Source organism: Sulfitobacter dubius, assembly GCF_900113435.1.
Lineage (GTDB): Bacteria > Pseudomonadota > Alphaproteobacteria > Rhodobacterales > Rhodobacteraceae > Sulfitobacter > Sulfitobacter dubius.
In genome coordinates, this window is the sequence record NZ_FOPG01000001.1 from 412,336 (window position 1) to 424,187 (window position 11,852).

Genomic DNA, 11,852 nt, shown 5'->3' on the forward strand with positions numbered 1-11,852 from the left:
GAAGAGAATGTGACGGTTTTCCGGGGGCAGTGCGGCGATTGGCGCGCGGTTATTGGCCTGCGTGCATTCGGTTGCGTCTTGCGTATTCTACCATAAGCCGTGCTGCCTTGGCAGTGACCGGGCGACTTGGTGGGGTCATGAGCAGGCGTCCAAACAGAGCGCGGAAGGGTTCTTGTTCCATCAGTGTATCAAAGCGGGCACGGCGCCATGCGACCGCGCTTTCGTGAAGCGTGACGAGTTCGGGGTCAGCCTTCAGCCCTGTAAGCACGCGGTTGCGTGCCGGGGCTGTGGCCCTGATTGACGTGTCTGTGTCAGTGTTGAAGTTCCGCTCTACCCAGTAGTCCAGCCCCAGCAGATGGTCACTGTGTACTGCGCGACCGCGATCGGCCTTGAGGATATAGGTCTCCATCGCGCCTAAAGGATAGTGGTTGATCTGGGCCAGCCCGTGGTTCTGGCGCCCGTAATTGGAAAAAATCCGTTTGGTCTTGAACAGGTCCGGCAAGGCGCGGCCATGGCTGTCGAACCAACGGGCTTGGTCGATCTTTGCCGGATCGGGGTTGCGCGGGCGGTGCACGCCGGGCTGCGCATAGGTGCCATCGTTGCGGTAAAGCGTCTTGAACATCGCGGCGCGCCAGGGCCAATGCATCACGTTGGGCGCACAGCGGGTGAAGCTTTCGGTCACTGGATGGTCTGCATAGCGGACCTGATCGTTGTTGCCAAACAGCCGCCATGTGAGCGTGATCGCGGTGGCGTTAGGGAGGGCTGCATGCAGTGCAGCAAGGCTGTGATCCCCGCAATGGATGTTGACGAATTCATCAACATCAAGAGGCAAGATCCATTCTGCCTGTTGCACCACCTCCAATTTGGCAGCGGCTTTCAGCGCGGTGAACTGAATGCCACCTTTCTCATAGGGGCCGTCGTTGCGGATGTGGGTAACGCCACCAAGCGCTTGCAACCGATCGAGCATCACATCCGTGCCATCGTCGCAATCGTTGGAAAAGACGAGCACATGGTCGAAGCCGATGGCACGGTGATGCGCCAGCCATTCCAGCAAGAATGCACCCTCGTTGCGGACACAAAGGATCGCGAGGTGAGAGATCTTACCATTCACGGCGGAAGGCCACGACTTTGTTATGCGAACCACGGTGGTAATAGGCCATGCCGGCCTGCATGAAGGCGCTGAACACCTTGTTAACCCCCGCGGGGCCAATCCACTGCGGATGTAGTTCGATAATGGCGGCGCGGAGATTATTTAGGGGCAGCGCCGGGATCAGGTCAACCTCGGCACCTTCTATGTCGCAGATCAACACCGTGGGGGTGAGATCGGCGAAGACCTTTGCGGCATCCAGTACATCGATCTGGTGAGTCTCGGGCGGTACTTCGCCGTCGAAGCGGGTCATCGAAGACGACAGGATCTGTTCGCGCACGTGGAAGTCGACCTTGCCGGGCGCGGGGCCTAGGATGGCATTGGTGACATGGGCATTGCTCAACCCATTGGCCGCGTGGACCCGGCGGATGTAGGGGATGAGGTTGGGGTTCGCTTCAAAGGAATGAACCGAGGCGACTTTGCGTTTGCTGGCCACCAGTGTCGACATATAGCCAACTCCGCCGCCCAGTTCGACCACTCGGTCGCCCTCGCGGCATACGCGCAGGGCGGCTTCGCTCTCTTTCGCCTCATAAGCGTTTTGGCGCAGCAGTTTGCGGACCCGCCCGCGCAGGATCGTGGGATCGTCGGGGAACTTCATGCCGCGGGAAAGGATATAATTTGGGTCAGGCGGGGTGTCGGTCACGGGTCAGCTTTCCATGTCGAGGGCGAGGGCATAGGCAACCCGCTCAGTCGCGCTTAACTTGGTGTTAAGCGCTTGGCGGTAGAGATCGCGGAACTCTGGTATTTGGTGCAGTTCTTCTGCCTTGGCGCGATGCCAAGCAAGGCCCGCTTGGTGATGTGTGCGCAGTTGTTCGTCTGCCAGCAGCCGGTCCATCTCGGCGTGGAGACGTGGTAGGTTGCGCTGGATTGAGAGATCGCGGTGGTCGTTCCAATCCATGCGGATCCAGTAGTTGATACCGATGGAGCGGTCGACATGCAGCGCGCGCCCGCGTTGGCGTTTGACAAGGAAGGAATCGGCTGAGCGTAGCGCATAATGGTTCAGTTGCAGCAGGTCGTATCCGATGTTGCTTTTGGAAGAGCGCCAACCGTTGCGCAGCGCGTCGCGCGTCATGTCGCGGCCCGCGCCGTTGACCCATTTGACACGCTCCGCCCGCGCATCGTCCAGCTTGTTGGGCCGGTGGCAGGAGAGTTTTTCATAGGCGCCGATGTTGCGGAACATCGTTTTGAACCCCCATGCGGTATGGGGCTTTGGGCAGAAGCTGGGCGCGCAGTGGTCGAATTGGCCGATCACCGGGGCCTCTGAAAGCGCGGGCACCCCGTTATGACCGAAGAGACGCCATGTCATCGCGACATTGGTGGCGTCCGGCGCGGCGGCGAAGAAATTCTCAAGCCGACCATTGCCGGTGCGGATGTTCACGAATTCATCCACGTCGATATGCGCGATCCAGTCCGCGTCCCGGATAAGCGGCTCTTTCAGCGCTTGGTTCAGCGCATGCTGCTGGGGGGAGTTGCCCTTCCAGTCGTTGTTGTTGCGGTGTTGCAGGATGCCCATCTCTTGCAACCGCCCCAACACAGCATCGGTGCCGTCGGTGCAGTCATTGGTGTAGATCAGGAAGTTATCAAAGCCGACAGTTCGGTGATAGGCGACCCACTCAAGGATATAGGGGGCCTCGTTTTTCATACAGCCGACGATGACATTGCCGCTGCTGCCGGGGGGCAATTCGCGCGGTGCGACAGTGGTATAGGCGGGCGCGGGCTGATCCTCGCCCTCGGGTGCTGCGCGGTTGTGCGGGCGGAAGGGGCTGCTGAGGATCATCTCATGGTTGACCTTCACCCGATTCAAGAGGTGGGCATTGGCCTCGCGGTCGGCTTCCGACGCTGCGGGGTCCGATAGCATCGCTTCGAACTTGCGGGCCGACTGGCCGGCCATCTTAGCCTCCGCGCGTTTCTGCGCCAGAGGGGTCGCCGTGGTGCAGATGCGATGGGCGAAGGCGGCAAGGTACTGTGTGGTGCGAAAGCCGAGCTCGGGGTCTGCTTCGCGCCAGAGAGGTTCCGGCGCATCGGGGGTAAGCGCCTCGGCCAGCGCGGGGAATTGGGCGATCAGTGCGGCGTTGTCATCGGCGAAATGGTCAGAGATCGGGGCGAGGCTGCCGGGTTTGATCGGTGCGCCGCCGATTTGCAGCGCTTGCAACATCTGGCTCCAAGTGCTGCGCGGGCAGGACAGGTCATGCGCCTGCAGATAGCGGATCAGCACATCGTTAAACGCGCGCATTCGGGCCAGCCAAGGCGCGGGCAGAGGGGCAAGCGTGCGGCCCGGGTCAACTGGACCGAGGGGAACGAGGTCGAGACTGACCGACACCTCACGCCCGCCGTCTTTGGACAGCAGATGCGGCAGATCAAGCGGGCGAAATTGCACGCTCTCTGCGCCAAAGACCTCGGCCCAATGGGTGTGAAGCGCTTGATAATCCAGCCAGAAGGGCGAGTCATGCACGTCGGGGAACAGGCCGAAATCAGGGGCATTCTCTGCCGGTTCAAGCGCGCCTTGCCACCACTTGCCACGCTCCGCCAAGGCCAGTTCCTGCGTCAGCGGATGGCGCCGGCCTTCGGTCACGGCAAAGGAATAATGCGCGGTGAGAAGGCGAGCCTGTTCCTCAAGATGGGCGATAATGCGGATATCGTCGAAATAGGGGCTGAGCAGATCACGCAGACGGGTAAGCTCTTCAGGCCGCGACAGCAGATTACCGAGTTGCGCCGCGCTGAGCACCACATGATCGGCGCGGGTCTCGGCCAAGTCGCGGGGGATCAGCGCGTGGAATTCATCGCGCAGCGTGGCACCGATCAACGCACTGTCGAGCCCACGTCGATGGCGCAGCAGCCCCACCGCATCGGGCGCGGCGCAGGCGGCATAGAGGCGGACATGGTTCCAATCGGGGGCCAAAATTCCTTCTTTCAGAAGCGCGTCCTTTTGCTGCTGCAGGATATTGCGCAGCCGCGCGGCAGCTTTCTCGGTCGGGCCGATGAAAAGGGTGAGACGCATCACTCGACCTCCACCTTGCCAGTGTTGCTTTGGCCCCACCATGGCAGATCGATATCGAGGTAGGCGGCGATCTTGTCGTGCGCGCCGGGGTCTTCGATGTCGAATTCCAAGAAGTTGGCGCATCCGGCAAAGACACGGCGGCAAAAGGTGAAATGCCCCTCGACCCATTTGGCAAGCTCGGCTTCGCTGCGGCCAAAGCCGCGGGGCAGGCCCGGCACATCGGCCTGTGGCAGGCGGCGGCGGCCCAGATTGTTCCAGCGCATCATGCTGTTCGCCGTCTTTGCCGGATCGCGGTGCGACAGCAGGAACTTGATGTCGGGGTGATGTTGCTGAATGGCGGTCAGCAGCCCCCAATCGGTCTGCGGCCAGAGGCTGCGGTCGTGGCGCACGGCGCTCATCTCGTTGATCACGTCGAATTCTTGCAGCCGCGCCAGCGGGTCGCCGTTGGCAAAATAATCGGCATAGATAATCCGGCCGACATGCTCTCCGGTAATGTCAGGCAGGGCGCTTTGCCCTTTGCGGATGCGCCAATCGGCGACCTTAAGCCCCGCGTGGCGCAGCGCATCGGTGAGCGTGGTGGTGCCGGTCTTGGGCAGGCCAAGGTTGATGATCCGTGGGCCGGTCATTTCAGTCCAATCTCTGCGCGGACCTGCGCTTCGGCGGCGGAGTAGGGGCTGGCCTCGCGCAGTTGCGCCTGCATTGCGCGGTAGGCCGGATCGGCCAGTAGCGCATCGCCGCGCGCACGGTGGGCGGCCACGGCATTGGCGTGAAGTTCTGCGATGCCGGGCAGCGCTTTGAGGCGGTCCATCTCGGCGCGCAGGGCGGGCAGGTAACGCTGGATCGAGCGATCCTCCCAAGCTGCATCATTGCGGTCGCGCCAATAGGTGTCGTCAAAGGCGCGGTGTTCGCGGTTCACGTCACCCCGATCATTCTTGACCAGATAGCTGTCGAGCGAGCGCAGGGCGTAGTGGTTTAACGTCGCAAAACGCCGCGCGCCGCGGGCAGGAAAGGCACGGATGCGGCGTTTGTTGGAAGCGCTGCGGAAGGGCGCGGGCACCTGCCTGCCTGCGCCATCGGTCCAATGCGGTTGAACTTTGCTGTCATCATGAAAGGGGCGGTGCGCGCCGTAATAGCCCAAGGGGAAATCTTGTCGGACCAATGATTTAACCTCAATCGCCGTATCGGCGCACCAGATGTCGGGGTTATGGCTGCGGGTGAATTGCGCGATGATCGGTTCATCGACGAACTCCTCGATCCCGCCATTGGCGAAGAACTGGAAATGCAGCGAGATCGCCTGCGGATCGCCGCAAGCCTCGATGAGCGCGGGCAGGCGGTGGTCGCCTACATGGATGTTTAGAAACTCGTCCACATCCGCGACCCAGACCCAATCGGCCTGCGTGACGACGGGTTGGCGCCGGGCATCCTTGAGCGCCTGCATCTGGTAGTTTCGGTTGGTGGCCGGGTTGGGCAGATGGGTAACGATGCCCTGCGCGCCAAGGGCGTCGAGCAACCGGTCAGTCCCATCGGTGCAATCATTGGAGTAGAATAGGAAATCCGTAACCCCGATCACCCGATTAAAGGCAATCCATTCCAGCAGAAACGGGCCCTCGTTCTTGACGCAGGTGATAGCGGTGATGCGCATGTCAGACCCCGACGCGCCGTATCGCGATGAAAATGCTCGGTCCCATATCCGCCCCTGTGGCCCCGTTGTTCCCGGTGACCGTCAATTATTGCTTAAGACTATGCCAGCGCGGGTAAATCACGTCAATCTGCCCGCGCCCTCTCAGACCCCTTGACGGGGCGGGGCGGGAATGCACCACTGGGGCCATGAAAAACATTGATACCATCGACGCGGTCCAAAAGATGCTGAGCGCAGAGGGCTATGTCTGCGACCGCGCGCTTGGGGTTGTGGTTTTCCTCAGCCTCACGCTGGGGCGGCCTTTGTTTTTGGAGGGCGAGGCGGGTGTCGGCAAGACCGAGATCGCCAAGGCGCTGGCCGCCGGGTTGGGGCGGCGGTTGATCCGGTTGCAATGCTACGAAGGTCTTGATGCGTCGAGCGCGGTTTATGAGTGGAATTTTCCGGCGCAGATGGTGACGATCCGCACGGCAGAAGTCGGGGGCGGCGCGGACCGGCGTGCGTTGACACAGGAGCTTTTCAGCGACGACTACCTAATCGAACGCCCCCTTCTGCAGGCGCTGCGCCCGGATGAGAATGGCGCACCGGTGCTGCTGATCGACGAGTTGGACCGCACCGATGCGCCCTTTGAGGCGTTTTTGTTGGAGGCGCTGAGTGATTTTCAGGTGACGATCCCCGAGCTCGGCACGATCCGTGCGCCCGAGCCGCCAATTGTGATCCTGACCTCAAACCGCACGCGGGAGGTGCATGACGCGTTGAAGCGGCGGTGCCTTTACCATTGGGTCGATTACCCGGATGTGGAACGCGAGATGGCGATCCTTGCCGCCCGCGCGCCCGAGGCGGCAGAGGCGCTCAGCCGCGAGGTTGTGGCCTTTGTTCAGCAATTGCGGACCGAGGATCTGTTCAAGAAACCCGGCGTGGCAGAGACGATTGATTGGGCGAAATGCCTGCTGGCCCTGGATGTGACGACCCTGAGCCCCGAGGTCATCGCCGATACGCTGGGGGCCGTGCTGAAATACCAAGACGACATCGCTAAGCTCCAAGGCTCTGAGGCCGCGCGCATTCTTGAGCAGGCCCGCGCCTCGCTGGTGCCTGCCTGAGCAGGATGGCTGACCAGCTTCCCCTCATCTTGCCGGACGATCCGAAGCTTGCGGGCAATATCACCCATTTCGCCCGCGCCCTGCGGCGGGCGGGGCTCTCGATTGGACCGGGGCGCGTGGTGGAGGCGGTGGAGGCGGTCGCTGCCGTTGGCTTCACCAGCCGCCGCGATTTCTATTGGACGCTGCACGCCTGTTTCGTGAACCGCCCTGAACAGGCGCGGGTTTTTGCGCAGATATTCCGGCTTTATTGGCGCGATCCGCGCTATCTGGAACATATGATGGCCGCGATGCTGCCCGCCATTCGCGGTGTGCAGGAGGACCGTCCCGCAACCCCTGCCGAAAAACGCGCGGCGGAGGCTTTACTGGATGGGGCCGAAGCGCCGGAGCGAGAAGAGCAGCCCGAACCGGAAGAGACCCTCATTGAAGTGGATGCGAGCCTCACCATGTCGGCGCGCGAGCGGCTCCGGACGCTGGATTTCGAACAGATGACCCTTGCCGAGATGGCGCAGGCGAAACGTATGTTGGCTAAGCTGGAACTCCCGGTGCCGCCGATGCCCAGCCGGCGGAATGCGGCGGCGGCGCAGGGGCGGGTTGATGTGGCACGCACGATGAAAGCGGCGCTGCGGCGCGGGGGGGAGATGGAGCGGCTCTACCGGATGAAGCCGCGCGCGCGCTATCCGAACCTTGTGGTGCTCTGTGATATCTCAGGCTCGATGAGCCAATACAGCCGGGTGATCCTGCATTTCCTGCACGCGGTGGCCAACCGCAAAGGCGCGGGCTGGGCGCAGGTGCATGGGTTCACCTTTGGTACGCGGCTGACCAATATCACCCGGCATCTCGCCACCCGCGACGTGGACGCCGCACTGGCAGCGGCGGGCGCGCAAGCACAGGATTGGGAGAGCGGCACGCGGATCGGTGCAGCATTAGCAGCGTTCAACCGCGATTGGTCACGGCGGGTTATGGGGCAGGGGGCGGTAGTCTTGCTGATCACCGACGGGCTGGACCGGGACGATCCGGCGGAACTGGCACGGCAGATGCAGCGGCTGCAATTGACCGCGCGGCGTATGATTTGGCTGAACCCGCTGCTCCGCTGGGACGGTTTCGCGCCCAAGGCTGCGGGCATCCGCGCAATGCTGCCCTATGTCGATAGTTTTCGCGCAGGGCATTCGATTGCGTCGTTGGAGGCCTTGGCCGAGGCGATCTCGCGCCCCGATGATCTGGGCGAAAAGGCGCGGATGTTGGCGGGGTTGAACGCGGAAGGCTAGGCGCGAGGCCGAGGGAGGCGGCTGCGGGTCTCTCCAAAACCAGAAGGTTTCGGAACCACCCTTGATTGATCCCGGCCTGTCACCCGCCTGTCGTCGGCTCAAGCGAAATAGCCGTATCCCCTGAAGGGGCCCCTCGGCGATTTAGCTTGCCCCGCCGCCCTGCGCGCGACCGTTTGGTCTCAAGCAAGGGCGGCACCGAAACCAGAGGTTCAGGCGAAGGTCTTGGCGAAAGTGGTCCGGTAGGTCTCGCGCAGGTCTGACAGGGGGGCAGAGGCGCTGCCGAAGCTGACCTTGTCCCCGCCAAAGGCGCCGACGGCGGTGACCGGCACGTCGGCTTCTTTGCCTGCGGCGATTAGGGTTTCCGCGGCCTCGGCGGTGCAGGCGACGAGGTAGCGGGCTTGGTCTTCACCGAAGAGGGTTGCGGTGTCGTCGCTTTCGATCTCGACGCCGATGCCAGCGGTTTCGGCCAGCTCGAAGGCTGCGAGGGCGAGGCCGCCGTCGCCGAGGTCGGTGCAGGCGGAGATTTGGCTGGCTTGGGCGCGGATGAATTCGCCGTGGCGGCGTTCGGTGGCGAGGTCGACATGGGGCGCGTCGCCTTCGGCGCGGTCGAAGGCCTCGGCGAGTAGGGCAGATTGACCGAGGTGGCTGCCCGTTGCACCGATCAGGAGGGCCACATGGCCGTCGCGCAACTGGTTGCTGATGATGCTGTCGACATTGTCGATCAGGCCAACCGCGCCGATGGTGGGCGTGGGCAGGATGCCTTTGCCGTCAGTCTCGTTATAAAGTGACACGTTGCCGGAGACGATGGGCATGTCGAGCGCGCCGACCGCTTCGCCGATGCCTTTGATCGCGCCGACGAACTGGCCCATAATCTCGGGCTTTTCGGGGTTGCCGAAGTTGAGGTTGTCGGTTGTCGCCAATGGTTTGGCGCCCACAGCGCAGAGGTTGCGATAGGCTTCGGCGACGGCCTGTTTGCCGCCTTCGGTAGGATTGGCTTTGACGTAGCGCGGGGTCACGTCGGAGGTGAAGGCCAGCGCCTTGTCGGTGCCATGGACCCGCACGATGCCAGCGCCGAGGCCGGGCAGGCGGACCGTGTCGCCCATGACCATGGTGTCGTATTGCTCATAGACCCATGCTTTGGAGCTGTGGTTCACCGAGCCGATTAGCGCGCGCAGGCCTTTGATGGGGTCGATGCTGGGCGCGTCGGTCAGCGCGGTGGCGGCGGGTGTTTCCACCCAGGGGCGGTCGTATTCGGGTGCGGTGGAGGCGAGTTTCGACAGCGGCAGGTCGGCTTTGACCTCGCCATCGAGACAGATGAGGAAACGGTCTTCGGGGAGGGTTTCGCCGACGATTGCGAAGTCGAGGTCCCATTTGTCGAAGACGGCCTTGGCTTCGGCCTCAAGTTCGGGGCGCAGCACCATGAGCATACGCTCTTGGCTTTCGCTGAGCATCATTTCATAGGCCGTCATATGCGGCTCGCGCGTCGGCACTTTTTCAAGGTCGAGACGCACGCCGAGGCCGCCCTTGTCGCCCATTTCCACGGCAGAGCATGTAAGGCCCGCGGCACCCATGTCTTGGATGGAGATCACGGCGCCGGTTGCCATCAGCTCCAGGGTGGCTTCCATCAGGCGCTTTTCGGTGAAGGGATCGCCGACTTGCACGGTGGGACGCTTCTCTTCGATGGTGTCGTCGAATTCGGCGCTGGCCATGGTGGCGCCGCCGACGCCGTCGCGGCCGGTTTTCGCACCGAGGTAAACCACGGGCATGCCGACGCCGGAAGCGGCGGAGTAGAAGATCTTGTCGGCATCGGCGAGGCCGGCTGCGAAGGCGTTCACGAGGCAGTTGCCGTCATAGGCTTTATCGAAGCGCACTTCGCCGCCAACGGTCGGGACGCCGAAGCAGTTGCCGTAGCCGCCGACGCCTTCGACGACGCCATGCACGAGCTGGCGCGTCTTGGGGTGGTCGGGGCGGCCAAAGCTAAGCGCATTCATCGCCGCGATCGGGCGCGCGCCCATGGTGAAGACGTCGCGCAGGATGCCGCCGACGCCGGTGGCGGCGCCTTGGTAGGGTTCGATGTAGGAGGGGTGGTTGTGGCTTTCCATCTTGAAGACCAGCGCTTGGCCATCGCCGATGTCGACCACGCCCGCGTTTTCGCCGGGGCCGCAGATCACCTGCGGGCCGTCTGTGGGCAGGGTGCGGAGCCATTTCTTGGACGACTTATAGGAACAATGCTCGTTCCACATGGCCGAGAAAATACCCATCTCGGTGTAGTTCGGCTCCCGCCCAAGGATATTGACGACCTCGGCGTATTCCTCGGGGGTGAACCCGTGGCTGGCGATGAGGTCGGGCGTGATGGCTGGATCTTGCATGGAAATTCCCCGGCTGGCGCGTTTGCGCCCTCATACAAGGGGAAATGCCGGGGGGGAAGTGGGTTTGGCCGCCTGCGGGTTGAAAGAATGGGCCGAGCCAAAAAAAAGGCCGAGCTAAAAGCTCGGCCAAGTCCAACAGGGAGGTATGAAGCGACGCGCCCTCAGGCTGTCAATCTTCATGATGGTGAAATAGGAGGCAGCGCTGCTCAAATCAAGGCTATTTAACATCGCAAGTCATCATGGCCGATATGCGCCTATTGCATGGCTGCGGTTGTATGTGGAGTTCAGCCTTCGCCTTCGGTCCGTTCGCGCCATTGTTTGCGATAAGTTATGATCTCTTCTTGGACGAAATCCTTGAAGGCGGCGACCCGTTTGGATTGGCGCAGTTCTTCGGGGTAGGCGAGGTAGACTGGCACATCGGCGGATTCGATATCGGGCATGACATGCACGATATGCGGAAAATCTTGGATCAGGTAATTGGGCAGCACGCCAAGGCCAAGGTGGTGCACGACACCCTGCAACACGCCAAAGTAGTTGTTGACCGTCAAAAGCGAACGGAGGTCATACATCATCAGTTCTTTGACGAGTTGCAGCCCGGCACCCACTTGATCGCTGTCGGTGTTTTGGCAAATCAGGCGATGGTCGGCCATATCCTCCATCCGCTTGGGGGTGCCATGTTTCTCTAGGTATTCGGGGCTGGCGTAGATCCCCATCCGGACGGTCATCAGGCGTTTGCGGATCAGATCGGCTTGGCTTGGTTCTTTCATGCGGATTGCCACATCGGCCTCGCGCATGGGCAGGTCGAGCACGCGTTCTTCCAGCATCAGGTCAACTTTGAGGTCGGGATATTGCTCATAAAGCTTGGGCAGGCGCGGGGCGAGCCAAAGCGTGCCGAAGCCTGTGGTGGTGGTCACACGCAATTCACCGAACACTTCTTCTTCGCTGTCGCGGATGCGTGCGGCAGCGGCATCAAGCCGTTTGGCCATGGCTGAGGTCGCGTCAAACAGCAACTCACCTTGTTCGGTCAGGATCAACCCGCGCGCGTGGCGGTGGAAGAGGTTGGTATTCAGCTGCTCTTCCAGCCCGCGAATCTGCCGACTGACTGCGGATTGCGACAGGTTTAATTTGTCGCCCGCGTGAGTCAGCGACCCGGCATCGGCCACGGCGTGAAAAATTCTGAGTTTGTCCCAATCCATGGCGCGTACTTTCCTTGCCTAGCCTTTCTCCTATCTTAATAGGCGGGAGAAAACAGCACAAACCGTCCCCTGACGGGCTGTCGTTACGGAATAATTGCTATACAGGTCAGTGTTTGTGACCTATATGTGGTGACAATCATG

General features: G+C 62.0%; 9 protein-coding genes. 2 read left to right on the forward strand and 7 right to left on the reverse strand.

The features are described from left to right. Positions 1 to 49: 49 nt before the first annotated feature. Genes BM229_RS02010 through BM229_RS02030 form a run of 5 tightly spaced genes read right to left on the reverse strand, consistent with a single transcriptional unit; the run spans position 50 to position 5,787 of the window. Positions 50 to 1,099, reverse strand: coding sequence for a glycosyltransferase family 2 protein (locus BM229_RS02010; protein WP_093927179.1), 1,050 nt, complete (start codon positions 1,097 to 1,099; stop codon positions 50 to 52). Between the two features lies 1 nt (position 1,100). Beyond that, positions 1,101 to 1,790, reverse strand: coding sequence for an FkbM family methyltransferase (locus tag BM229_RS02015; RefSeq protein WP_093926028.1), 690 nt, complete (start codon positions 1,788 to 1,790; stop codon positions 1,101 to 1,103). Positions 1,791 to 1,793: 3 nt separating this feature from the next. After that, positions 1,794 to 4,145: a glycosyltransferase family 2 protein gene (locus tag BM229_RS02020; protein WP_093926029.1), complete on the reverse strand. Its 2,352-nt coding sequence runs from the start codon at positions 4,143 to 4,145 to the stop codon at positions 1,794 to 1,796. Continuing rightward, positions 4,145 to 4,771, reverse strand: a complete 627-nt coding sequence (locus tag BM229_RS02025; RefSeq protein ID WP_093926030.1) for a sulfotransferase — start codon at positions 4,769 to 4,771, stop codon at positions 4,145 to 4,147. The genes BM229_RS02020 and BM229_RS02025 overlap by 1 nt, the downstream gene beginning before the upstream one ends. Next, a complete protein-coding gene (locus tag BM229_RS02030; protein WP_093926031.1) occupies positions 4,768 to 5,787 on the reverse strand; it encodes a glycosyltransferase family 2 protein in 1,020 nt (339 codons plus the stop codon). The genes BM229_RS02025 and BM229_RS02030 overlap by 4 nt, the downstream gene beginning before the upstream one ends. Before the next feature lie 185 nt (positions 5,788 to 5,972). Here BM229_RS02030 and BM229_RS02035 point away from each other — a divergent pair, with 185 nt between their 5' ends. Next, a complete protein-coding gene (locus BM229_RS02035) occupies positions 5,973 to 6,881 on the forward strand; it encodes an AAA family ATPase (protein WP_093926032.1) in 909 nt (302 codons plus the stop codon). A gap of 5 nt (positions 6,882 to 6,886) precedes the next feature. After that, on the forward strand, positions 6,887 to 8,146 hold the full coding sequence (locus BM229_RS02040) for a vWA domain-containing protein (protein WP_093926033.1): 1,260 nt from the start codon (positions 6,887 to 6,889) through the stop codon (positions 8,144 to 8,146). 209 nt (positions 8,147 to 8,355) lie between these two features. Here the strand turns inward: BM229_RS02040 and purL are convergent, their stop codons facing one another. Beyond that, entirely contained in the window at positions 8,356 to 10,515 is a 2,160-nt protein-coding gene (purL, locus tag BM229_RS02045; protein WP_093926034.1) for a phosphoribosylformylglycinamidine synthase subunit PurL, read from the reverse strand. A gap of 284 nt (positions 10,516 to 10,799) precedes the next feature. Next, entirely contained in the window at positions 10,800 to 11,711 is a 912-nt protein-coding gene (locus tag BM229_RS02050) for a LysR family transcriptional regulator (RefSeq protein WP_093926035.1), read from the reverse strand. Between the last annotated feature and the right edge of the window lie 141 nt (positions 11,712 to 11,852).

Coding starts and splice junctions, on each gene's coding strand:
- BM229_RS02020 (WP_093926029.1), bottom strand. CDS start 4,145: ATGCGTCTCACCCTTTTCATCGGCCCGACCGAGAAAGCTGCCGCGCGG.
- BM229_RS02025 (WP_093926030.1), bottom strand. CDS start 4,771: ATGACCGGCCCACGGATCATCAACCTTGGCCTGCCCAAGACCGGCACC.
- BM229_RS02030 (WP_093926031.1), bottom strand. CDS start 5,787: ATGCGCATCACCGCTATCACCTGCGTCAAGAACGAGGGCCCGTTTCTG.
- BM229_RS02035 (WP_093926032.1), top strand. CDS start 5,973: ATGAAAAACATTGATACCATCGACGCGGTCCAAAAGATGCTGAGCGCA.
- BM229_RS02040 (WP_093926033.1), top strand. CDS start 6,887: ATGGCTGACCAGCTTCCCCTCATCTTGCCGGACGATCCGAAGCTTGCG.
- purL (WP_093926034.1), bottom strand. CDS start 10,515: ATGCAAGATCCAGCCATCACGCCCGACCTCATCGCCAGCCACGGGTTC.
- BM229_RS02050 (WP_093926035.1), bottom strand. CDS start 11,711: ATGGATTGGGACAAACTCAGAATTTTTCACGCCGTGGCCGATGCCGGG.